This window comes from Streptomyces lushanensis, from assembly GCF_001700515.1.
GTDB classification, from domain to species: domain Bacteria; phylum Actinomycetota; class Actinomycetes; order Streptomycetales; family Streptomycetaceae; genus Streptomyces; species Streptomyces lushanensis.
Genome location: NZ_MAUD01000043.1, coordinates 12418 through 36503, shown reverse-complemented (window position 1 = coordinate 36503; position 24086 = coordinate 12418). Strand labels below are relative to the sequence as shown.

Below are 24086 nucleotides of genomic sequence, written 5' to 3'. Positions count from 1 at the left end.
CGCGCCCCCGGCCACCGCGCCGTCCGTCCCCGCCCCCGTGTCCCCGTCCCCGGCGCCGTCGCCGTGCTCCAGCTCCGGCAGCCATCGCAGCGCCCTCGGCGTACGCCAGTTCCGCTCCCCCAGCAGCGCCATCACCGACGGCAGCAGCACCATCCGTACCAGCGTCGCGTCCAGCAGTACCGCCACCGCCAGACCCACGCCCATCTGCTTCATGTCCTGCATCGACAGCGTGCCGAAGACCGCGAAGACGGCGACCATGATGGCCGCGGCGCCGGTCACCGCGCCCGCCGTGCGCCGGATGCCCTCGCGGATCGCCGACGAGTTGTCCAGACCCCGGTCGCGGGCCTCCCTGATCCGGGAGACCACGAACACGTGGTAGTCCATCGACAGCCCGAAGAGCACCACCAGCACGAACAGCGGCATCCAGCTCTCGATCGCGCCGGCCTTCTCCGTACCGAGCAGCTCCGCGCCCCAGCCGTGCTGGAAGACGGCGACCATCACGCCGTACGTGGCCACCACCGAGAGCAGATTGAGCACGATCGAGGTGACGGCGATGACATACGACCGGAAGCAGAACAGCATCAGCAGAAAGGTCACGCCGGTGATGAAGACGAAGACCGGGACGATGCCGCGCTTGAGCTGCGCGGTGAAGTCCACCGAGGTGGCCAGATCGCCGGTCACATGGACCTGCGCGCCGGTGCCCGCGAAGGCGGCGGGCAGGCGCTCGTCGCGCAGTTCGGCCAGGGCCGCCTTCGAGCGTCCGTCGCTGCCGTCGCCGGCCAGCGGGACCTCGATCTCCGCGACGTTCCGCTCCGCGTGCACGGTCACCCGCTCCCCCGCGCCGCCGAACCGTCCGAGCGCCTCGCGTACCCCGTCCGCCCCGATGTCGTCGGCCTTCACGACGACCAGCGCCGGTGCCGGACCGCCGGGGAACGTCCCGGTGATGTGCCGGTACGCGACCGTCAGCGAGGCCTCGGAGCCGAACTGCTTCTCCATCCCCAGCGATTCCGTCCTCATACCGAGCGCCGGCACCGCCAGCGCCACCAGCACCGCTGCCGACGCCACCGCGAAGAGCTTCGGGTGGCCCAGTACGGGCCTGAGCAGCGCGCCCGCCAGCGCACCGCTCTCCCGCGCCGCGCCGCTCCCCGGCCCGTTCCTCCTCCTGCCGCGACGGTTGAGGAACGGCACGCGTCCGGCGTCGATACGGTCGCCGAGCCAGGCCAATAGCGCGGGCAGCACGGTCACGGAGCCGAGCATCGCGATGAAGACGACCGTGATCGTGGCGAGGGCGAAGCCCTTGAAGAGCATCAGCCCGGAGAGGAACATCCCGGCCATCGCGACCATCACCGTCACCCCGGAGACCAGGACGGCCCGGCCGCTGGTGGCCGCCGCGATCCGCAGCGCGGTCTCGGCGTCGCGCCCCGCGGCCCGCTCGTCGCGCTCGCGCCGCAGGTAGAACAGGCAGTAGTCGACACCGACGGCGAGTCCCATCAGGAACATCACCGAGTAGGTCGTCTGGAAGAGATGGAGCTGATGGCTGGCGAGCGAGAGCAGTCCGAAGGCGGCCATGCACGCGGTGAGCGCGAGCCCGACGGGCAGCAGCGCGGCGACCACGGCCCCGAAGGCGACGAGCAGGATGCCGAGCGCCAGCGGTACGGCGGTGAGCTCGGCCCGCTGGAAGTCGTCGGCCAGCAGGTCGCCGAGCCACTTGCCCGAGCTGGCCTCGCCGAACTGGTAGATCCGTACGTCCCGGTGCGCGTCCCCCGTCTTGCGTACGGCGTCCAGCACGGGCTGCACCCGGTCGGCCGCCGTCGCGGAGTCGCCCTTGATCTCGAACCGGATCAGCGCGTCCTCGCCGTTCTTCGAGGGTAGGGCCGGTTCGATCCGGTCCACCTCTCCCGTCGCGCGTACGGCCTCGGTCAGCTCGCGGGCGGCCGTCCGCCAGCCCCCGTCGGCCCGGCTGCTGACCATGACCAGTTCACCTGCCGGATGGTCGATCCCGGCCTCGTCGAGGATGCGCTCGGCCTTGGCGGAATCGCCCGCGCCGCTCTCGGCCGCGGTCATCTCGACCAGGCCCGAGGCACCGCCGAGAGCCGCGGCCAGGACGACGAACAGCAGCCAGCCGATGATCGCCGTCCTGCGGTGGTGTGCGCTCCAGACACCGATACGTGCCGCGAGATTCTGTCTCGTGCTCATGGCGTTTCGCCTCCAGAAGTAAGAGCGGGGTAAGCCGGGACACGCTCACGACGTTAGGAATCCGGCGCCGTCCACCCCAGCCGCCCAGGGCCCCTGATCGAGGGTGGTGCTGGCAACACCCCTGGTCGGGGGGTGACCGGCTGCCGGACGCCGCGGAGGCGGTCCAGACTGGGCGCCATGCCCGGAGGCCGGGCCGGCGGCACGCCCGCGGGCCGGGCGGGCCGCCGGTGGTCATGAGAGCCGCCTCCCGCGAGGGAGCGTGAGAGGAAGAGAGAGCGCCATGGACGGATGGAAGATCCGGAGGTCGCTGTCGGCGATCTGGCGAGGGCTGGCGCTGTCGTTCGTCACACTTGTCGGATCGATCACGCTTTTCGTGCTCACGGTGGTCTCGATCGCCCTGATCCCGCTGGGCGTCGGAGTCCTCACCACACCGGCGCTGGTGGCGGCGGTCAGAAAGCACGCCAATCAGCGCCGGCTGCTGGCCGCCACCTGGTCGGACGTACGGATCGCCGTGCCGTACCGGCCGTTCCCGCCGGATGTGCGGGGCGGGATCACCGGCCAGGTGGAGCGCTGCACCCTGCTGCTCAAGGACCCGGCGACCTGGCGTGATCTCCAGTGGCTGCTGATCGACATGACCGTCGGCTCCGTCATCGCCCTGCTGACCTTCGCCCTCAACGTCTACGCGCTGGAGGGCTTCGTCCTGGCCGCGGGTCTGTGGCGGGTGTTCAGGAACGAGCCGTACTGGTACGGATTCGTACCGGTCGACAGCCAGCTCACCGGGCTGGCCGCCGCCGCCCTCGGTCTGGTGCTGCTCGCCCTCGGCCTGCGTTTCGCCTCCGATCTGCTGCGGCTGCACTTCCTGCTGGCCAGGCCGCTGCTCGCGCCCACCCATGGCGAGGCGCTGGCGCTGCGGATCGAGCGGCTGACCGAGTCCCGGCATGACGCTGTGGACACCTCGGCGGCCGAGCTGCGCAGGATCGAGCGCGATCTGCATGACGGCGCGCAGGCCAGGCTGGTCGCGATGGGCATGGACCTGGGCACCGTCGAGGCGCTGATCGAGAAGGACCCGGCGCGGGCCAAGGCGCTGATCGGCCAGGCCCGTCAGTCCTCGGCGGAGGCACTCACCGAACTGCGTGATCTCGTTCGTGGGATCCATCCGCCGGTGCTGGCCGAGCGCGGGCTCGGCGACGCCGTCAAGGCGCTCGCGCTGCGGCTGCCGGTGCCGGCCGAGGTGAGTGTGGAGCTGACGGGCCGCGCGGCGGCGCCGGTCGAGTCGGCCGCGTACTTCGCGGTGAGCGAGGCCCTGACCAATGTGGTCAAGCACGCGGGCGCCGACCGGATCTGGGTCGATCTGTCGTACGGGGAAGGCATGCTGCGGATCGCGGTCACCGACGACGGCGGAGGGGGCGCGGTGATCGGGAAGGGCTCGGGGCTGAGCGGCCTGGAGCGCAGGCTCGGTACATTCGACGGCATCCTGGCCGTCAGCAGCCCCGCGGGCGGTCCCACCATGGTGACCATGGAGATTCCTTGCGAGTTGTCCTAGCCGAAGATCTCTTCCTGCTGCGTGACGGTCTGGTCCGGATGCTGGAGGCGTACGACTTCGAGATCCTGGCCGCCGTGGAGAGCGGGCCCGAACTGACCAGGGCACTGGCGGAGTTGACGCCGGACATCGCGGTCGTGGATGTCCGGCTGCCGCCGTCCCACACGGACGAGGGCCTCCAGTGCGCGCTCGCCGCGCGGCAGGCCCGTCCCGGCCTGCCCGTCCTCGTACTGTCCCAGCATGTCGAGCAGTTGTACGCGCGCGAACTGCTGGCGGACGGCAACGGCGGCGTCGGCTATCTCCTGAAGGACCGGGTCTTCGACGCCGACCAGTTCATCGACGCGGTACGGAGAGTCGCGGCGGGCGGTACGGCGATGGATCCCCAGGTCATCTCGCAGTTGCTGTCGCGGCGGGCGCGGGACCGGCCGATCGGCGGTCTGACACCGCGTGAGCGCGAGGTGATGGAGCTGATGGCGCAGGGCCGCTCCAACGCGGCCATCGCCGCCCAACTCGTCATCACGGAGCGGTCGGTGGCCAAGCACACCTCGAACATCTTCGGGAAGCTGGGGCTGCCGGTGTCGGACGACGACAACCGCCGGGTGCTGGCGGTGCTGGCGTATCTGGACCGGGACAGCTGACCCCGGCGCGGGCGACCTGTCCGGCCGTCGCCCTCTTGGTGCGGCTCGGCCGCAATGAGGCGTATCCGCCCGGTTTGTTGATGGAGATTTCTATGAATTCGCGCGGCGGCTGAACACGCCGCGAATCACGTCCGTATGGAACGGAGCGCTTCGCTTCTCCCCCTGCCGAGATTTCCCTGTAACCGGCAAACGAAGCTTGAGGAGTTCCATGGGACGCACATCGAGAAAACGCTCCACACTGGCAAACCGGGCGATCGCCGCCACGGCTGCCTTGCTCCTGGGCGGGGGTGGGCTGGTAGCGGTGAATGTCTACGCATCCGCTGGTGAGGGCAGGTCCCACCAGCGTCCGCCGCAGAGCGAGAATGCCGGACAGGCAATGTCGACCATCGACTGTCCTGATGTGGCCAACGAGCTCAGCGACGTACCGCGGGGTGCCCGCTGGCAGGTCGACCGCGAGCTGGCCAGGATGGACACCCAGATCACCGAGGCGTACAAGCGGTTCGCCGATCAGAAGGAACAGATCGAGCGGGATCCCGCGTTCGCCGAGAATGCCATTCTCAATCCGCTGAAGCAGAAGCGGCTGGCCTCGCTGGGCCGGATCGCGAGCGCGATCGACCGGGTCGGCGACCGGCCGCAGGGTCTGGAGGCGCTGGCGCCCTGCACGCTGCGGGCCGACGGCAACTCCGGCGGCGGACAGAACGGCGGCGGTCAGACACCCGGCCAGGACGGCGGACAGACCCCGGGCCAGGGCCAGGACGGCGGTCAGACGCCGGGCCAGGACCAGGGCCAGGACGGCGGCCAGGGTGACGGGCAGAACGGCGGCCAGGACGGCGGCCAGAACGGTGGCGGGCAGGCCGGCAACGGACCCGACGCCTCCGACTTCGTCGACATCACGACCGTCCAGCCGAATGTCAGCCAGCCCCGTCAGCGCCGTGGCGCGTCGAAGGGCGCTTTCACCACCGATTGCGGTCGTAACGAGGCCGGAAAGTTCAATTCGGACAATGTCATCGTCGCGCCGGGCGTGAGCAATGGCGCTCACCATATGCACGATTACGTCGGCAATCAGTCCAATGACGCCTTCGCCACCGATGACATTCTCGCCGGAGCCTCGACCAGTTGCCGCAATCAGGGTGACAAGTCGACTTACTACTGGCCGGTCCTGCGCCTTCAGAACGGTACGGCAGAGGCCGATGCCAATGCCGACGGCGGTGGCAAGGAGGGCAATGTCGGAGAGATCCAGACTCCGGCGCAGGTGACGCTGAAATTCGCGGGCAGCCCGGTGTCCAGGGTCACGGCCATGCCGAGGTTCCTGCGGATCATCACCGGTGACGCCAAGGCATTCGTCAACGGCAACGCCAACGCCAATGCCTCGTGGAGCTGCACCGGTTTCGAGAACCGCCAGCTCAAGGACAAGTACCCGATCTGCCCCGAGGGCAGCCAGGTGGTCCGTACGTTCAAGTTCCAGAGCTGCTGGGACGGCCAGAACACCGACAGTGCCAACCACCGCACCCATGTGGCGTTCGCCGATCAGAACGGCCGCTGCCAGAACGGCTTCAAGGCGATCCCGCAGCTCCAGCAGCGGATCGTGTACGACGTGCCGCCGGGGCCCGGATTCGCTCTGGACTCCTTCCCCGAGCAGCTCCACAAGCCCGTCACCGACCACGGCGACTTCATCAACGTCTTCGACGAGAACCTGATGAACCGGGTGGTGAACTGCATCAACACCGGGCGCAGGTGCCGCTGACGCACACACCGGCAAGCGGATCGGGCGGCGGGTGCCTCTGAATTGAGGCACCCGCCGCCCGATCGGCCGTACTGCCCGTACCGTCCGTCACCCCTCGCACACACGCTCCACACCCCCGCACGCCCCGACCGCGCCGCGCGGTCAGCCCATGTCGTGACCCGAGTGCCCCTCGTGCTCCCCGCCACCGCTTCCCGTGTCTCCGGTACCACTGGTACTTCCAGTGCCTCCGGTGCCTCCGGAGTGGTGGGACGAGCCGGTCTCCACGGTCCCGCCGAGCCGGCCGCGCAGCGCCGTGACCACCTTCGCGTCGCCGACCGCGACCCACTTCCTGCCGACGAGATACGAACCGCCGTAGTCCTTGGCCTCGTTGATCCACTCGCGCTGGCCGCGGTCGGTGGCGAAGGTGGCCAGCACGTACTTTCCGTCGCCGGTGGCACAGTTGGCCTGCCGCAACTCGGCCGCGTCGGTCTGGATGTTCGGCTCGCACTCGGCCCGCGAGGCAAGCTGTTCGAGGCTCCCGGTCGCCGTCTTCGGCACATCGGGGGCCTTGTTGTCGTTCGAGTCGTGGTCCGCGCCGTCGTTCGCGCCGCAGCCGGCCGCCAGCACCAGGGCCAGGACTGCCAGTACCACTCGGGATCGTTCCTTGCGCATGGTGCCATCGTGCCCTGTGGGGCCGCCGTGGTGGGCGGGAACAGCGGGATGTGACGGATCAGGCGAAACGATTCGGCTGGATGGGATGTGGTGACCATCCGACGTATCGCTCGTTCTGCTGAACGTGCCCCAGGACAAAGCCGTCACCGCTTCCGTGACCATTTCCGAACCTCCGGCCGCCACCATCGGCGTCGAACAGGCCGAGGCGGCCCTCGTCGAGCACTACCCGCGGCTCGTCCGGATCGCCTATCTCGTGCTGCCGCCGTCGCTCGGCCGCAACCGGCGGGTGCTGACCGCGCACGCCCTCGTGCAGCGCTCGCTCCCACGCGCCCGTACGACGGCGGACGAGGCCGGGATCCCGGCGCCGCGCCGCACGGACGGGAGCACGCGGGACCTCGGCTACGCCTATGTACGCGCGCGGGTGGTGCGCCAGGCGCTGGACGCGGGACGTCCGCTGCGCCGGCTCGGCCGGCCCCGACGGGCCCAACTGCCACCGCTGCTGCCGCACGTATGGGGACTGCGGCTGTTCCCGCACTCGGGCGGGGCCGACGAACTCGCCCTGGACCAGAGGCTGTCCGGCCTCTCCTCGGCGGCGCGCGCGGCGTTCGTGCTGCGCGGTCTGGAGAAGCTGCCGGAAGGGGAGGTACGACGGGCGCTCGGCGCGGCCGGGGTCCGGGACGCCGATACGGCGCTCGCGCAGGCGGCCGGGCTGCGGACGGTCGGCGCGGTCGGCACGGCGGACGCCGCCGAACTGCTGAACTCGCCCGAGTTCGACCCTTGTTCGCTCCAGGCACGGCCCACGGACCTGATGCGCCGCCGCCGGCGCGCAGGGGCCGCGCTGGCCGCCGCGGCGGCCACGGTCGTCTGTGGCGCGCTGTTCGGGCTGCCGGGCAAGGGATGGGGCCCGGACGGCGCGGCGGCGCCCGCGTACGCCCGTAATCCCGCGAGCGAGGCGGCCCTCGATCCGGCCAGGGTGCGGCGGGTCGCGCCCACCGCGTGGGAGACCTCCGCCCGCAGGGACTTCTCCGTCTGGCCCGCGCGCGGCGCGCTCGCCGGGGACCGGGAGCTGCTGCGCCGGGCGCTGGCGGTCTGGACGCGGCCCGGCGCGGCGGTGCGTGTCACGGCGACGCCCGAGACACCGCCGGGGCCGCCGATGGGACCGCCGCAGCTGCTGTACGCGGGACGGGTCGACGCGGCGTCGGTGGTGCTCTTCCACGACGGGCTGCGGGTGGTGCGGTACGCGGAGCCCGTGCCGGGCGGGAGGGGAGGCGCCGGACGGGCGGGCGGCGTGGCGGCCGACGACACGGCCGTGGCGCTCGACTTCGCGCGGGCCGACGGCGCGGACGCGACGGTCTCCGGCGCGCTGGTCCTGGGCCGCGCGGACGGCGGGGTCCGCTATCTGACGGCGCCTTGGGTGCGGGAGACCGCCGTACGCGATCTGCTCGACCCGGACGGGCCGGCGCGTGCGCTGCGCCGTGACGGGCACGGAGTGACCGAGCCGCTGGACAGCCCGGCGACGGCACGGGACTGCGCGTCCTGGGACACGCTGGAGGTACGCGCCGAGGGTACGGAGCGGCTGCTCACCGACCTCGGCGAGCTGATCCCGGCGCGGCTGACGTCCGGCCCGCCGTCGTCGCCCGAGGACGTCTCGGAGGCGGCGGACCGGGCGGCCTGGGCGCGTACGGCGTGTCTGCTGCCGACGGTACGGTCGCACGGGGTGCGCTCCGTGAACTCCTGGGAGTACGCCCGTCAGCCCTTGCCCGAGTCCGACGGGACGGCGCGCTGGCTGTGCACCCGCGCGGAGACCTGGCGGGGAACGGGCAGCCGCGTCCTGGCCCAGTTCCAGGCCCCCTCGGAGGACGAGGCTGCCCCGGCCGCGGTCGCGGCCCGCGCGGAGGACACCCCGGCCTGCGGCACCCGCGAGCCCCAGGTGCTGGCCGGCGTGCTGTGGAAGTCCCGGGACGGCCGCAGGTACGTACTGGCGGCGGGCAGCGACCGGCTCACCTCGCTGGAGGTCTCGGGCGGAGCCGAGGCCCGCGCGAAGGGCCGCCTGCTGGCGACCCGCGCCGAGGAGGGCACGAAGGCGGCCCTGTACGGCCGTGACCCGAGCGGCACCAGGGTGGACGCGCTGCGGTAGACCTCGCGCGGAGGCCGGCACCCGGCCGCCTCGGGCTGCGGGGGGGGTTCCGGCCGCGCACGGCCGCCGGCGAGTGAGCCGAAGGGCGCGCCGCTGTCGAAAGGGAGAGCGCGCGGAGGTTCGCGAGGTACGAGCGAATCGAGCACGGTCGACCGTCGACAGTGGCACAAAGCGCCCGGAGGCGAACCGAGCCTCAAAAAAAGAAGGTGCGAACCGAGCCCTCGAAAAGCTACGGCAGCAGCAGCCAGTCCGAGCCCAGTGCCGCCACCAGGCCCGCGCCCAGGAGCCAGAGGCCCAGGCGGGTGCGGCCGTGGCGGTTCAGTTCTATGACCACGCCGCACAGGATCATCGCCAGGCCGTAGACGCCGACCACCAGGACCGAGGTCCGCTGGGCCAGTCGGACCAGGAGCAGCACCGCCAGCGCCGCGAGCAGGAACGACGCCAGGGCGATACCGGTGAGCCTCGCCTGACGGGGGGTCAGCCCGTCGCGCTCGGGCTCCGGCGTCGGCGTGTGCACGGCCTCGTCCTGGTCAGATGCGCTCATGGACCGCGAGCGTAACGGACATCCCAGAAGGTCCGCCCGTTAGGCTGTTCATATGACGACCGTAGCGCGCCGCAGGATGGGCGTCGAGGAGCGGAAGCAGCAGCTCATCGGCGTGGCGCTGGAGCTGTTCGGTCACCGCTCCCCCGACGACGTCTCGATCGACGAGATCGCGGCGGCGGCCGGTATCTCACGGCCGCTCGTCCACCACTACTTCCCCGGCAAGCAGAGCCTGTACGAGGCCGCCCTGCGCCGCGCCGCCGACGATCTGGCGGACCGGTTCGTGGAGCCGCGCGAAGGGCCGCTCGGGGCGCGGCTGCTCCGGGTCATGGGGCGTTTCTTCGACTTCGTCGAGCAGCACGGCCCCGGCTTCTCCGCGCTGATGCGCGGCGGTCCCGCCATCGGCTCGTCCACCGCGACCGCGATGGTCAGCGAGGTACGGCAGGCCGCGTACGAGCAGATCGTGGCCCACCTCGGAGTCGGCCGCCCGCCCGCGCGGCTGGAGCTGGTCGTGCGGTCCTGGGTGTCGCTGGCCGAGACGACGGCGCTGATCTGGCTGGACGGCCGGCGCGTCCCGCGCGCCGAGCTGGAGTTGCAGCTCGTGCACGACTTCGCCGCGCTGGCCGCGGTCAGCGCCGCGTACGACGAGGAGGTGGCCGCGATCCTGCTGCGTGTCGTCGCGGACGAGCCGGCCGACGGCGCCTTCGGCGATCTCGTCGGCCGGCTCACCCGGCTGGGCGTCCGGGGCCGGCCGTAGACCACCGTCACGGGCGGACCGCCGTCAGCCGTAGACCACCGTCACCTCGGTGAAGCCGAGCGAGCGCAGCAGGCCCTTGAGCATGCCGGTGGTGTTCTTCTCGGCGCGCTCGGTCAGTTCGCTCTCCTTGGCCGCGTCCGAGATGTGCCGGGCGGCCAGCCGGTTCACGGCCCGCTCGTCGGCCGGGTTGTCGGAGAAGAGGTCCCCGAGCCGGTCGAGCAGCCCGCGCTCCTTGGACACGGCGTACGAGCGGTCCGGGTCCAGGGCGGCTTCGCCGAGCCGCGCGTGCGGCAGCCGGATCGTGGCGGAGGTGCGCGCCTCGTCGGTCGTGACGCTGCCCGTGCCGAGACCGCCGAAGTCGACGTACGAGCTGACGGTGCCGGCGCCGACATAGAGCGTCCGGGTGCCGCGGATCGCGTCCGGCAGATACTTGGCGTCCTTCTCCAGATCCACCACGACCTGGAAATTGCCGGAAGCGGCCTCGTAGCGGTCAAGATCCTGGATGGATTCGAGCAAGGTCGGTCCCGTACGGTCGTGAGTCTCCTCGCCGAACAGGTTGCCGAATCCGGGCAGAAGATCGAGCCGGCTGCCGAGGAAGAGCAGTCCGGCCACGACGACCAGGGCGAGCGGGATCCTGCTCCAGTGCGGCGGCCGGGCGGCGCGCGGCCTCACGTCTTTCACGTCGGTGGACGTCATACCTAACGGATGTCCCGCGCGAGCCGGTTCACACCGCGCGCACGCACCGGGTTCCGCGGACGGACGGCCCGCACCGCGTCCCGGGAGCGTCCTGTCCGGTCGGTCCGCCCCGCCGCGGGACGGACCGACCGGACAGAGCAACACACCCAGGCCCTGCCCGGCCGGACCGGACCGGACCTAGCGAACCGCCTTCCCCGCCCGCTCCGCCGTGAACACCGCGACCGTCCGCGCCGGCACCCTGAAGGTCCCCGAGCTCGTCTCGTACGCGGCTTCCCTCACCGTGCGGTCCGCTCCCGCGGCCTGGACCGGGTGCAGGGTGTACGGCCGTCCGGCCAGGGCCGCCACCCGCTCGCTCCGCGCCCGCGGTGTCGCGTTGAAGACCACCACGAGATCACCGAGGCGCATGGTGATGGTCCCCGGTGTCTCGTCCGGGCCGGAGAGCGGGAAGGACAGCGCGGACCGGACCGCCTCCGTGGACGCCAGGCCGAAGACCGGCTCCGTGGAGCGGATGCGCAGCAGGTCCCGGTACGCGGCCGAGGCACCGTCGATCTCCGCACAGCCCGGAGTGAGCGCCGGACTCACCAGCAGAGGCCGGGCACGGGGCCACTTGGCCTCGTTGTCGGCCGCCGGTGGCAGCCCGCGCCCGAAGCCGTTGCCGTCCCGGCAGTCCCAGTGGATCGCGTTGAACCAGTCCCCGCTGTCGTACGAGTTGCGGTCCAGGGACTTGGAGCGCAGCAGATCCGTACCGGCCTGGGAGAGGGACGGGCCCTGCGAGAGCGCGGCGGTGGCCAGGGCCAGCACCTGCATACGGGCGCGGTCCGCCGCCGGGGTCGCCGCGGGCAGTTTGAAGGCCAGGGCGTCGTACAGCGACTCGTTGTCGTGCGCGTCCGCGTAGGCGAGCGCGTCGCCCGGGGCCGCCGCGTAACCGGCCGGCGCCCCGTTGTAGTCGACCTGCGCGCCCGTGACCGTACGTCCCGAGGTATCGGTGAAGGAGTATCCGGCGAGATTGCCGGTCAGTCCCACCTTGATCAGGTCCTGGTAGTGCAGCAGCCGCGCTCTCTGCTCGGCCGGAGTGCCGTTGGCCGCCGAGGAGTTGGGATCGGTGTAGAGGCCGGAGGCGAAGCCCTGGATCCCCGGGTCCTCGTCGAAGGGACCTCCGCCGCGCACCGCGTCGCGCGCCCGGTCGGAGAAGGTCGCGACCCCGGTCCCGGCCATGTGCCGCTGCGTGGCCTGGACGAAGCGCGCGTCGTCGGCGGCCTCGCCGAAGTTCCAGCCCTCGCCGTAGAGGACGATCCGCCTGCCGTCGACACCGTCCTTCGCCACGGTCAGCGCGTCCAGCGCCTTCCGTACGGCGAGGATGTTCGCCTTCGGATGATGGCCCATCAGGTCGAAGCGGAAGCCGTCGACCTTGTACTCCTTCGCCCAGGTGACGACCGAGTCGACCACGAGCCTGCCCATCATGGCGTTCTCGGGCGCGGTGTTGGCGCAGCAGGTGGAGGTGGCGACGGTGCCGTCGGCCAGCAGCCGCTGGTAGTAGCCGGGCACGATCCGGTCGAGGACCGACTTGCCGTCCTGGCCGCTCGCCACGGTGTGGTTGTAGACGACGTCCATGACCGTGCGCAGTCCCGCGCCGTTGAGCGACTGGACCATCCGCCGGAACTCGACCGTACGCCGCGTCCCTTCCGGGTCGGAGGCGTAGGAGCCCTCGGGCACGGTGTAGTGCAGCGGATCGTAGCCCCAGTTGTACGCGTCCTTCGCGGCGCTCGCCGCGACACAGGCCTGCTGCTCGGCCGAGTCGGGCGCGTACACCTTCAAGTCGCAGGCGGGAGTCGTCTGTTCGGAGGCGCGCTCCGGGATGGTGCCGATGTCGAAGGCGGGCAGGAGATGGACGTACGACGTGCCGGACGCGGCCAGCGCGCGCAAGTGCCTCATCCCGTCGGAGTCGCTGTCCGTGAAGGCCAGATACCGGCCCGGGTGCCTCGACGTGCGGTCCGCGACCGAGAAGTCACGGATGTGCAGCTCCTGGATCCGCGCGTCCCGCAGCGGAACGGCGGCGGGCTTGCGGAGAGTCGACCAGCCCCGGGGCGCGAGGGCCGGATCGGCCAGGTCCACGACCAGGCTGCGGGCCGAATCGGTGGTGAGCGCGGTCGAGTAGGGATCGGTGACCTTGTTGGTGACCACCTTCTGGACACTCGGCGCCCAGACCCGCACGGCATAGCGGTACGGCTTGCCCGCCCAGCTCCTCCCGCCGGTCGCCGACCAGACGCCGGAGGCCGGATCGCGCCTCATGGGGACGGTACGGCCGTCGAGTTCGAGATCGACCCGCTGTGCCGTCGGGGCCCAGACCGAGAGGGTCGGCCGGCCGTGGCGGAACACCGGACCGAGGGGGGCCTCGACCGCGCGGGCGCTGTACAGAGCGTCGAGGACGCCCTGCGTCTGTACGCCGGTCGCCGCGAGCAGCGCGCCGTTCGCGGCCCGCTGGGTCGCGATGAGCTGTCCGGACAGCGACTCCCGGACCCTGTCCCGGTCGCGGCGGTCCACCGTGAAGGCCGGAAGGTCCTTGAGATGCGGGAAGGCGGTCCTCTGCGCGTCGGTCAGGGCCGAGGGGGTGAGCCGGAGCCACTGTCCCTCGTCGGAGAGGGCGCTGTCCTCGACCGTGATCCCGCCGTCACGCGCGTACACGAGCTGCTGGCTGGTGGCGGCGGTCGCCTTCACGTTCCAGACGACGGTGTCCGCGTCGATCCACTGCGCCCCGGCCTCGGTGAGGTCCAGCCTCGGACCGGAGCCGATCTGCGGCAGGAGATACGCGGGCTGCCCGGCCAGCAGCCACACCTCATGGCCGTAGGTCGCGAGATCGAGCGACTGGTCGGACGGAAGGTCCTTCTCGTCGCCCTTGTGGAGGATGTAGCTGAGCGAGGTGGCGCCCTCGGCCAGCGGGACCTCGAAGGTCACGCCGTACGCGTCGCTCCGCACCGGCGGGAGCGGCTTCGACCAGTCGGTGGGGGTCGCGGCACCGGTCCAGGTGTGCAGTCCCCAGCCGTCGTACGCGCCGTCCGCGCGCTGGTAGTGGAGGATCACCTTGGTCCTGTCCTGCGGCGGCCGGGCGCCGTCGGGCGGTGTCTCGGACTGGCCCTCCTCGCCCTGCGCGATCCACACCTCACCGGTACGGGCGAGCTCGACGGCGCGCTGCGGGCCGTCGGCCGGGACGCCCGGCTTCTCGACGGTGTACGGAACGGCCGTCGCGCCCTCGGCCACCTTGATCCAGGCGAAGGCGCCGTACGCGTCCCGGCCGGTGAACGCGGCCGATGTGCCGCCGGAGGTGAGCCGCCAGCCGTCGTAGTCGCCCGCCGGGCGCTGGTAGTGGACGATCGCGTAGTCGCGCGCGACGGCCGAGGGCCTGCCGGGCGCGGGCGCCTGTCCGGCGGTCGACACGGCGGTCGCGCTCGCGGTGCGACCCGCGCTGTCGACGGCGACCGCCTTGTAGCGCAAGGGCGTCCCGGCGGCGGTCCGGGCGCCGATGTGCTGGGTGACCTTGTACGGGGCGTGGTCGGCGGTGCCGAGCGTCCGCCACTCGCCGTCACCGGTCCGGGCGGCGAAGACGACCCGGTCGAGCCCGCCGCCGGTGACCCGCGCGGACAGCTCGACGGTGCCGGTGGCGCCGGGCGCCGGGGCCTTCAGGGCGATCGCGGGCCGCTCGGCGGGCGCGGGCAGGGGCTCGGCCGCCCTCAGCACCAGGGAGGACAGCGCGGGCACGGTCACGGCGAGGGTGCCGTCCGCGCCGGCGCGTACCGAAGCCGTACCGCCGTACAGGGTGCGGAAGGTGGTGCCCGCCGCCGAGCCCACGGGGATCTGGACGGTCCGGTCGCCGGTGGCGTTGTTCACGGCGACGAGATACTCGCTCCGGGCCCCGGCGTCCGCGCGGGAGCCGCTGCGGGAGTCGGTGCGGGAGAAGGCGTACACCGAGTCCTTCGCGTACCGCTCCGTCTGCACACCGTCCCGCAGCGCCGGATGCTCCTTGGTGAGCCTCGCGAGGGCGGCGATCGAGCGGTACAGCGGATGCGCGGGATCGTACGCGTCGGAGGCGTGCGTACGGTCCGTGCCGAGCTGGTCGTCGTCCAGGTAGTCGGCGGTCTTCGAGGCGAAGAGCGTCTGCCGGGCGTCCTTGTCGCCGCCCGCGCCGGTGAAGCCCTGCTCGTCGCCGTAGTAGACCACCGGATTGCCCCGGGACAGGAACATCAGCTCGTTGGCGAGCCTGGCCCGGCCCAGCAGCTCGCTCTCCGCGGCCCGGGGGTTGTCCTGCCGCAGGAAGGTGCCGATCCGGCCCATGTCGTGGTTGCCGAGGAAGGTCACCTGCTCATAGGCGTTGGCCTTGTCGGTGGTGTACCGGTAGTCGTCGGCGAAGACCCGGGCGAGCCGGTCGGCGGACGCGCCCTGCGAGGCGTAGGCGCGTGCCGCGTCCTGGAAGGGGAAGTCCAGCGTCGCGTCCAGCCGCCCTCGGGTCACATAGGGCGAGGTGATCGCCGTGTCCGCCGAGTAGACCTCGCCGAACATGAAGAAGTCGTCCCGGCCGCGCCCGGCCGCGTAGGCGTCGAGCGCCGTCGCCCACTGGGTCCAGAAGTCCAGGTCGACATGTTTGACGGTGTCGACGCGGAAGCCGTCGATGCCGAAGTCGCGGACCCACCTCTCGTAGATCTTCTCCATTCCGGCGACGACCTCGGGACGCTCGGTCCACAGATCGTCCAGGCCGGAGAAGTCGCCGTACTCGCTGCTCTCGCCCGCGAAGGTGGAGTCGCCGCGGTTGTGGTACATGGCCGGGTCGTTGAGCCAGGCCGGGACCTTCCGCTCCCCGGCGCGTACGACGGGCGTGTACGGGGAGGAGTCGGCGCCGGCCCGTCCGGACGTCCCGCCGGGGGCCCGGTCGTCGAAGGGGCGGCCGTCCTTGTCGAGATACGGATAGGCGCCCTTGGGCCGGTAGCCGTAGGCCTTCTCCGCGTAGTCGACGGTGTCGGCGGTGTGATTGGTGATGACGTCGAAGAAGACCTTCATGCCCTTGTCATGGGCCTTGTCGATCAGTGTCGCGAGCTCGGCGTTGGTGCCGAAGTGCGGATCGACCCGGGTGAAGTCGGTGATCCAGTAGCCGTGGTAGCCGGCCGAGGCGTCCTTGCCCTCGCCCTGCACGGGCTTGTTCCTGAAGACCGGCGCGAGCCAGATCGCGGTGGTGCCGAGCCCCTTGATGTAGTCGAGCTTGCCGGTCAGGCCCTTGAGATCGCCGCCCTGGTAGAAGCCCTTGTCGGAGGGGTCGTAGCCGGTCTCCAGCCGTGAACCGGTCAGCCCCCCGCGGTCGTTGGCCGGGTCGCCGTTGGCGAAGCGGTCGGGCAGGACGAAGTAGAACTGCTCACGGGTCAGATCGTGGCGTGCCGGTTCGGCGGCGAGCCGGGCGTCCGACGGCGGTGCGGGCGGCGCGGGCGGCCCCGCGGCGGCGGCCGGCAGCGCGGGCACCAGCGCCGCGCAGAGGGCGACGGCGAGAGCGGCGGGGGCCGTTCTTCGCAGAGGCGGGCGTGTCACTCGGGATCTCCTCGGATGTACGGATGCGGGGGACGCGGGTACGGGAGGGGTCCCCCGGGCCGGACGGACCGAGGCGCGGCCCGTCCGGCGACGGAGGACGAAGCAGCGGCAGGACGTGGCCCCTGTCCGGGCGGGCGGAGCCCGGGCCCTGGCCGGGGAGGGTCTGGGTCCTGGCCGGGCAGGGCAGAGTCCACGAAGATCGACCGGACAGGGCCTAGCTGCGCCAGGTGTCGTTCAGCGTGACCTTGCCGGACGCGGGCACCGTCGCCGTTCGATTGGCGCCGCTCTCCCAGGTCACCGCGCCGGCCGCGTCCTTGCGGATGTACTTGTACTCGAAGGACGTACCGGCCGGCAGCGCCACGTCCAGCTTCCACACCGGATAGGCCGCCGGGTCGAGCTTCAGCGCGCTGCCGGTGTTCCAGTTGCCCAGCGCCGCCTGATTGCCGGTGACATAAATGTTCTGGCCGGGCTGGGTCGTCGCGTTGACACCGAAGGACGCGCCCGAGGCGCCGGGCCCCGGATCCGTGCCGCCGCCACCGGAGCAGGTGCGGGCGCCGGTGTGCAGGGCGACGGCCGTGTTCGCGCCGAGCGTCGCCGTGAACTGTCCCGAGCCGTTGACCGTGACCGCCCTGCCGCTCTGCACATCGCAGTACGTGCCGCCCGCCAGCGAGGTCTGGAAGGTACGGGTCAGCGAGGAGCCCTCGTGGTTGATCGCGACATAGCCCGCGGAGCCCCGGCCGAAGGCGATCTGGTCGCCTCCGTTGTCCCACCAGTCGGTGACGGCCCGGCCGCGCGTGGTGTTGCGGAAGCCGACCATGGACGAGATCTCGCGCCATGCGTGCTGGCACTTCCATCCGCCGCTGTAACAGGCGCTGACCGTACCGCCGTTGGGCGGGCCCGCGTCATTGCTGGTGAACTCGTACCCGGAGTGCACATCGGGCGAGCCGTACGGCCAGGCCAGCATGAAGACATTGGCCAGCGTGTAGTTCGCGCCGTCCTTGTAACTGAGGGTGTCGCCGCCGCGCTCGGTGTCGTGGTTGTCCACGAAGACCGCCGACCGGCCGGACTCCATGTAGCCCCAGCCCTCGCCGTAGTTCCTCAGATAGGCGAGGTTCTCGTTGTTGAAGACCTGCTTGAGACCGCGCGCGTAGCGGAACTCCTGGACGTCGCCGTTGCCCAGGTACTCGCTCGGCGAGACCGCCTCGCCGGCGCCGTGGATGGCCTCCTGCTTCCAGTGGACGCCCGGATTGCTCAGCCTGCTCTTGATGTTGGCGAGATCGGCGGCGGGCATGTGCTTGGCCGCGTCGATCCGGAAGCCGTCGACGCCGAGCGAGAGCAGATCGTTCATGTACGCCGCGATCCGGCCGCGTACGTAGTCCTCACCGGTGTCCAGATCGGCGAGGCCGACGAGTTCGCAGTTCTGTACGTTGCCGCGGTCGCCGTAGTTGCTGATCTGCGACCGGCAGTCGTCCATGTCGGCGCCCGAGTAGATGCCCGGGTAGTTGTACTTGGTGTACGGGGTGCCCCCCGTGCCGGTGCCGTCGCCGGCCGCCATGTGGTTGATGACGGTGTCGGCGACGACCTTGACGCCCGCCGCGTGGCAGGTGTTCACCATGGCGGAGAAGGCGGCGCGGTCACCGAGCCGCCCGGCGATCTTGTAGCTGACGGGCTGGTACGAGGTCCACCACTGACCGCCCTGGATGTGCTCCTGCGGCGGTGAGACCTGGACGTAGCCGTAGCCGGCCGGGCCGAGGGTGTCCGTGCACGCCCTGGCTATGGAGTCGAACTTCCACTCGAACAGAACGGCGGTGACGTCCTTGGTGCCCGGCGGCGCCGCCTGGGCGGTCCCGGCGGGGACCGCGAGAGCGGCCGCGGCGCCGGCCACGAGGGCGAGCGCGGCGGCCAGGGATCTGCGAGCCATGGTTCCTCCTGCACTGGTGAAGGGAGGTGCGGGTGACAGTTGGTGCGTACGGCCTCGTGCGGCGACGCGCTCTTGCCCCTCAAGGCCCTGTGCGGGTGGTGCCTCTACCGGCGACCGGACGCGTACGCCCGCCCGCCGCGGGGCCCGGTACGGCGCCGCCCCGCCGCCGTACCGGGCCCCGCGGCGGGAGAGGGCTCACACCGCCCACCACCCCGTCGTGTTCGCGGGCAGCTCGGTCTCGGGACCGTCCGCCGTCATCGGGTGGCTGGACAGCAGCAGGGCGCCGCGGACCGGGATCCGCACCGCCCTGTCCGTCGTGTTGACCGTGCAGAGGAAGCCGGGACGCGCGAAGACCAGCACGCCCTCGGGCGCGTCCAGCCACTCCACCGACGCGCCGGCGCCCAGGCCCGGGTGTTCCTTGCGCACCGCCAGCGCCGACCGGTACAGCTCCAGCGTGGAGTCCGGATCGCCGGTCTGGGCCTCGACGCTCAGCGGACCCCAGTCGTCCGGCTGCGGCAGCCAGCTCCCGCCCGCGCCGAAACCGTACGAACTGCCCTCCCGCGTCCAGGGAATGGGCACCCGGCATCCGTCACGGAAGCCGTCCTGCCCGTCCGCGCGGAAGTACGAGGGATCCTGCCGCGCCTCGTCGGGCAGATCGGTGACATCGGGCAGCCCGAGCTCCTCGCCCTGGTAGATGTACGCCGAGCCGGGCAGCGCCAGCATCAGCAGCGTCGCCGCGCGGGCCCGCCGCAGTCCGAGCGTACGGTCGCCCGCCTCCCTGGTCTGCGTACCGCCTCCGGGCGGGCCCGCGAACCTGGTGGCGTGCCGTGTCACATCGTGGTTGGAGAGCACCCAGGTGGCGGGCGCGCCCACCGGCCGCATCGCCGCGAGCGAGACATCGATGACCTCGCGCAGCGCGGGTCCCTCCCACGAGGTGCTCAGATACTGGAAGTTGAACGCCTGGTGCAGTTCGTCGGGACGTACGTAGTTCGCGGTGCGTTCGACCGTGGGCGTCCAGGCCTCCGCGACGGCGATCCGGTCCCCGGGGTACTCGTCCAGGATCCTGCGCCACTGACGGTAGATCTCGTGCACTCCGTCCTGGTCGAAGAACGGCATGACGTCATTGCCCAGCAGCCTGAGCTGGCCCGCACCGCCGATGTCCGGCAGTCCGTCGGCCTTCACCAGTCCGTGGGCGACGTCGACGCGGAAGCCGTCGACGCCCATGTCCAGCCAGAACCGCAGGATGGAACGGAACTCGTCGGCGACGGCCGGATGGTCCCAGTTGAAGTCGGGCTGCTCCGGGGCGAAGAGATGCAGATACCAGTCGCCTGGAGTGCCGTCCGGATCGCTGGTCCTGGTCCAGGCCGGGCCGCCGAAGATGGACTCCCAGTCGTTGGGCGGGAGTTCGCCGTTCACGCCCTTGCCGGGCCGGAAGTGGTAGCGCTCGCGCAGCGGGGAGCCCGGTCCTTCCCGCAGCGCCCGCTTGAACCAGTCGTGTTCCTGCGAGGAGTGGTTGGGCACGAGGTCGACGACGACCCGGAGCCGGAGCTCATGGGCGTCACGGATCAGCGCGTCCGCGTCCAGCAGCGTGCCGAACATCGGATCGATGGCCCGGTAGTCGGCGACGTCGTAGCCCGCGTCGGCCTGCGGCGACGCGTAGAAGGGACTGAGCCAGACGGCGTCGACGCCCAGCTCCCTGAGATACGGCAGCCGGCGGCGTACCCCGTCGAGATCGCCCATGCCGTCACCGTTGCCGTCGGCGAAGCTGCGTGGGTAGACCTGGTAGATCACCGCGTCCTGCCACCAGCCGTGGCGGTGGCCCGGGGCGTCGTCGGACGTGCCGGTCAGAGGGGCAGCGAGGTGCTGGGTCATGTCATCCCTGGAGTGTCTGGGGGGAGGGAGCGGCACGCCGGGCCTGGCCGGCCGCGTGCCGCCGTCGTCGTCGTACGAACCGGTGGTACGGGCGGAGCTCGGTGGTAAGGCCAAAGGCGGTCAGCCCTTGACGGCACCGGCGGACATGCCGGTGACGAGATGGCGCTGGGCGAAGAGGAAGACGAGCGCGGCGGGAACGGCGATGAGCACGGACGCGGCGGTCATCGGGCCCCACTGGGCGCCGTACTGGTTGACGAACTTCTGGAGGCCGCCGGCGAGCGTGAGATTCTCGTCGCCGACCATGAAGGCGGAGGCGTACGCCACTTCGCCCCAGGCGGTGATGAAGGAGTAGAACGCGGTCACCGCGAGCCCGGGCTTGGCGAGCGGCAGCACCAGCCGGAAGAACGTACCGAACGGAGTCAGTCCGTCGACCTGGCCGGATTCGTCGATCTCCCGGGGGATGGTGTCGAAGAAGCCCTTCATCATCCAGGCGCAGAACGGCACGGCGATGGTGAGGTACGTGATCACCAGACCCGCCGACCGGTTGAGCAGTCCCAGTCCCGACATGATGTTGTAGATCGGCACGATGAGCACGGCGACCGGGAACATCTGGGTGATCAGCAGGGTCCACATCAGCCCGCGCCTGCCGGGGAAGCGGAAGCGGCTGACGGCGTAGCCGGTGGTGGCAGCGGTGAAGACACCGAGCACCGTGGTGAATCCGGCGACGAGCAGCGAGTTGCCGAACCAGGTGAGGAACGGGGTGTCGCGCAGCAGGCCGGTGTAGTTCTCGAACGTCGGCTCTTTGAAGAAGTCCGTGGTGGTCGCGTAGCCCGCGGGTTTGAGCGAGGTCAGCAGGACCCAGAGCACCGGGAAGACGGCGATCACGGACGCGAGGATCAAAGTGGTGTGCAGGGCGACGGAGGCCAGCGGTGAGCGCCTGCCACGGCGGGGTGTGCCGGCGCCCGCCGGGGTGGACGGCGCGTCGGCCGGAGTGGTCCTGGGGACGGCTGCGGTGGTCACCACGTATCTCCCTGGGTGCGGAGGACTCGCCGGTAAACCGCGGCGAAGGCCATCAGGAGGACGAGGATCAGCACGCCCCAGGTGGAGGACTGCGCGAAGTCGCGCGGGCTGATCTCGAAGGAGAACTTGTACGCCTGTGTGACCAGGATCTGCGTCGCCTCGCCGGGCCCGCCCCGGGTCAGCAGGAAGATCACCGGGAACATGTTGAACGTCCAGATGGTGGAGAGCAGGATCACGGTCGTGCTGACCGGGCGCAGCCCCGGCATGGTGATGTGGCAAAAGCGCTGCCAGGCGTTGGCACCGTCCATCTCGGCCGCCTCGTACATCTCGCCGGGGATGGACTGGAGTCCGCCGAGCAGCGCGACCATCATGAAGGGCACCCCGAGCCAGATGTTCACGGCGATCACCGAGAACTTGGCCCAGGTGGGGTCGTTGAGCCAGGGCACCGCGTCGATGCCGCCGCCCGCCAGCAGCTTGTTGAGGAAGCCGCGGTCCTCGTTGTAGAGGAAGCGCCAGGCGAAGACGGAGACGAAGCCGGGGACGGCCCAGGGCAGGATCAGCAGCATCCGGTAGAAGGAGCGGCCGGCGATCCGGCGGTTGAGGATGTTCGCCAGGGCCAGCCCGAGACCGAAGGTGACGGTGACGCAGGAGACCGTCCACATCAGCGTCCAGCCGAGGGTGGACAGGAACTGATCGCCCGTCAGCGCGTCGGCGTAGTTGTCGAGTCCGACGAACTCGTAGGTGGCGGGCAGGTGGTTGACGCCGATGCTGCGCTCCACATTGCGCTCGTCGGCGTCGGTGAGCGACAGATGGACACCGCGGACCAGCGGATAGCCGATGATCACGCCGATCACGGCCACCACCGGGGCGACCATGGCCCAGGCGTACCAGTGGGTCGCGAGGCCGCGTCTGAGCCTCACCGGAGCGGGGAGCCCGCCGGGGCGCCGGAGCCCGCCGGGCGGTGTGCCGCCCGGCGCCTTCGGCACCGACTGGCTGGTGTGGAGAGCCATCCGGCCCGCCTTTCCTTAATTCCTTCGGTCTGCTTCCTTGCTGCGGCCCACCGGCCGGGACCGCACCGCCCGATCGGACCGCTCGGCACCGCCCGGGACCGGATCGGACCGGCCGGACCGCGCCGGGATCAGGTCGGACCGGACCGATCGGACCGGGGCCGGGTCGGACCGGGTCGGCCGGCCGGGCGGTCCGCTTCCGGCCGCTTCGGGATGCCTCGGGCTACTTCCAGCCCTTGAGCAGCTCGCGATAGGCGTCGCCGGTGGCGCCGACGCCCTTCTCCGGAGTGGTCTGGCCGGTGAGGACCTTGGTGTACTCGGTCACCAGCGGCGCGAACAGGCTGCCGGTCTCCGGGATCCACGGGCGCTCGACGGCCTTGTCCACGACGGGCTTGAAGAATCCGACGATCTCGTTGTCCGCGACGCCCGGCATCGTGTAGGCCGACGTGCGCGTGGGGAGCAGGCTCAGTTCCTCGGCGACCTTGGCCTGGCTCTCGGCGGAGGTCATGTACTCGGTGAAGGCGTAGGAGGCGTCGAGGTTCTTGGAGCCCGCGTACACCGCGAGGTTGTGGCCGCCCTGCGGGGAGCCCTGCGCCACGGAACCGGCCGGTACGGGCGCGATGCCCAGATTGGCCTTGTCCTTGAACTCGGCGCCGCCGTAGGTGTCGGTGACGGCCCAGGGGCCGTTGATCATCATCGCGACCTTGCCGTCCTTGAAGGACGACTGCATGTTCTCCCAGCCGTCGGTGGCGTCGGTCTTGGCCGCTCCCGAGTCCACGAGGTCCTTGACGACGGTCATGGCCTTGACGCCGGCCGCGTTGTCGACGGTGACGGTCCTGGAGCCGGCGTCGACCAGATTGCCGCCCTCGCCGTACAGGAACGACAGGAACCAGTAGGCGTCGTCACCGCGCAGATACAGGCCGGTCTTCCCCGTCCTGTCCTTGACCGTCTTCGACACGGTCTTCAACTCGGCGACGGTCGTGGGCACTTCGACACCCGCGTCCTTGAAGATCTTCTTGTTGTAGAAGATGCCCATGGAGTCGATGACCTGCGGCACGGCGTACGTCTTGCCGTCGTACTCGGTGGAGGCGGCGGCCTGCGCCAGGAAGTCCGTCTCGTTCTTGAGCGCCGGCGTGCCGTCCAGCGGCGCGAGATAGCCGAGATCGGCGAACTCCGGAGTCCACGCGACCTCCGCGCGGATCACATCGGGCGCGCCGGAGCCGGACTGGGCCGCGTTCTTGAACTTGTTCTGGGCCTCACCGAACGGCACGTTCACATACTTGACGTCGACCTTCGGGTGCTTCTTCTCGAAGTCCTCGGCGAGCCGCTGGAAGACCTTGTCCTCGCTGCCGACGGTCGAGGTGTCCCACCAGGTCACCGTGCCCGAGAGCTCCCCGCCCGCGCTCCCGCCGCTCGCCGGCTCGTCGTCACTGCCGCAGGCGGTCGCCGCGAGAGCCAGGGTCGCGGCCAGGGCGGTGGCCGTTATGCCACGTCGCATCCGAACTCCTTCAACTGCCGTACCGCTCCGTCGCGGCGCCGGGTCGGACGTGAAGGTAACAGCGATGCAAGAAGGCCGAAAGACCTTGCGGAAGATTTCCGCAAGGAGCGTTGATCGTTACTGCGGCGTGTCCCTCCGGTTGCGGTCCTACCCCTTGACGAGGGCTCTGAAAGCTTGCCAGGCAAGGATTGTGCAGGTCGACGGCACGGTACGGGATGACAGCCGTACCGCAGGAAGGTTTCGCAAGATCTTGCAACGATGAGTCACGACGGCCGGTTCTCGCGTGCGGTGGGCAATCCGACA

At 70.9% G+C, this 24086-nt stretch carries 16 protein-coding genes; 5 read left to right on the top strand and 11 right to left on the bottom strand.

The window, feature by feature from the left end; translation table 11 throughout:
- Positions 1-2196 (bottom strand): MMPL family transporter (locus tag BFF77_RS03845; protein ID WP_079124807.1); only part of this gene is annotated, 2196 nt, incomplete at its 3' end.
- Positions 2197-2476: 280 nt separating this feature from the next.
- Here BFF77_RS03845 and BFF77_RS03840 point away from each other — a divergent pair.
- Together BFF77_RS03840 and BFF77_RS03835 are read left to right on the top strand one after the other, a co-directional pair.
- On the top strand, positions 2477-3739 hold the full coding sequence (locus BFF77_RS03840; protein WP_066943769.1) for a sensor histidine kinase: 1263 nt from the start codon (positions 2477-2479) through the stop codon (positions 3737-3739).
- The gene (locus BFF77_RS03835; protein ID WP_066943767.1) at positions 3724-4374 is read left to right on the top strand and encodes a LuxR C-terminal-related transcriptional regulator; all 651 of its coding nucleotides are present in this window, start codon (positions 3724-3726) and stop codon (positions 4372-4374) included. The genes BFF77_RS03840 and BFF77_RS03835 overlap by 16 nt, the downstream gene beginning before the upstream one ends.
- Before the next feature lie 90 nt (positions 4375-4464).
- Here the strand turns inward: BFF77_RS03835 and BFF77_RS35435 are convergent, their stop codons facing one another.
- A complete protein-coding gene (locus BFF77_RS35435) occupies positions 4465-4638 on the bottom strand; it encodes a hypothetical protein (protein ID WP_169922602.1) in 174 nt (57 codons plus the stop codon).
- Between BFF77_RS35435 and BFF77_RS03830 the strand changes: the two genes are divergently transcribed.
- Complete coding sequence (locus BFF77_RS03830; protein ID WP_066943765.1) at positions 4583-6118, top strand: DUF1996 domain-containing protein; 1536 nt, start codon at positions 4583-4585, stop codon at positions 6116-6118. The genes BFF77_RS35435 and BFF77_RS03830 overlap by 56 nt on opposite strands.
- A 141-nt stretch (positions 6119-6259) precedes the next feature.
- Here the strand turns inward: BFF77_RS03830 and BFF77_RS03825 are convergent, their stop codons facing one another.
- Complete coding sequence (locus BFF77_RS03825; protein WP_211280145.1) at positions 6260-6769, bottom strand: hypothetical protein; 510 nt, start codon at positions 6767-6769, stop codon at positions 6260-6262.
- Positions 6770-6923: 154 nt separating this feature from the next.
- Here BFF77_RS03825 and BFF77_RS03820 point away from each other — a divergent pair, with 154 nt between their 5' ends.
- On the top strand, positions 6924-8906 hold the full coding sequence (locus BFF77_RS03820; RefSeq protein WP_107422062.1) for a hypothetical protein: 1983 nt from the start codon (positions 6924-6926) through the stop codon (positions 8904-8906).
- Between the two features lie 229 nt (positions 8907-9135).
- On the opposite strand, the gene BFF77_RS03815 is transcribed toward BFF77_RS03820, so the two are convergent.
- A complete protein-coding gene (locus tag BFF77_RS03815) occupies positions 9136-9450 on the bottom strand; it encodes a hypothetical protein (RefSeq protein ID WP_066943762.1) in 315 nt (104 codons plus the stop codon).
- Positions 9451-9502: 52 nt separating this feature from the next.
- Between BFF77_RS03815 and BFF77_RS03810 the strand changes: the two genes are divergently transcribed.
- A complete protein-coding gene (locus tag BFF77_RS03810) occupies positions 9503-10204 on the top strand; it encodes a TetR/AcrR family transcriptional regulator (protein WP_066943760.1) in 702 nt (233 codons plus the stop codon).
- Between the two features lie 24 nt (positions 10205-10228).
- Here BFF77_RS03810 and BFF77_RS03805 read toward each other — a convergent pair whose 3' ends face one another.
- From BFF77_RS03805 to BFF77_RS03775, 7 genes are all read right to left on the bottom strand, one after another.
- Positions 10229-10900: a DUF4230 domain-containing protein gene (locus tag BFF77_RS03805; RefSeq protein WP_079124806.1), complete on the bottom strand. Its 672-nt coding sequence runs from the start codon at positions 10898-10900 to the stop codon at positions 10229-10231.
- Positions 10901-11077: 177 nt separating this feature from the next.
- Positions 11078-16465, bottom strand: a complete 5388-nt coding sequence (gene pulA, locus BFF77_RS03800) for a pullulanase-type alpha-1,6-glucosidase (RefSeq protein WP_066943758.1) — start codon at positions 16463-16465, stop codon at positions 11078-11080.
- A gap of 214 nt (positions 16466-16679) precedes the next feature.
- Positions 16680-18386, bottom strand: coding sequence for a carbohydrate-binding module family 20 domain-containing protein (locus tag BFF77_RS03795; RefSeq protein ID WP_066943756.1), 1707 nt, complete (start codon positions 18384-18386; stop codon positions 16680-16682).
- Positions 18387-18581: 195 nt separating this feature from the next.
- Entirely contained in the window at positions 18582-20258 is a 1677-nt protein-coding gene (locus BFF77_RS03790) for a glycoside hydrolase family 13 protein (protein ID WP_066943754.1), read from the bottom strand.
- Positions 20259-20378: 120 nt separating this feature from the next.
- On the bottom strand, positions 20379-21278 hold the full coding sequence (locus tag BFF77_RS03785) for a sugar ABC transporter permease (protein WP_066943752.1): 900 nt from the start codon (positions 21276-21278) through the stop codon (positions 20379-20381).
- Positions 21275-22288: a carbohydrate ABC transporter permease gene (locus BFF77_RS03780; RefSeq protein ID WP_066943750.1), complete on the bottom strand. Its 1014-nt coding sequence runs from the start codon at positions 22286-22288 to the stop codon at positions 21275-21277. The genes BFF77_RS03785 and BFF77_RS03780 overlap by 4 nt, the downstream gene beginning before the upstream one ends.
- A 220-nt stretch (positions 22289-22508) precedes the next feature.
- Complete coding sequence (locus tag BFF77_RS03775) at positions 22509-23783, bottom strand: extracellular solute-binding protein (protein WP_066943748.1); 1275 nt, start codon at positions 23781-23783, stop codon at positions 22509-22511.
- Between the last annotated feature and the right edge of the window lie 303 nt (positions 23784-24086).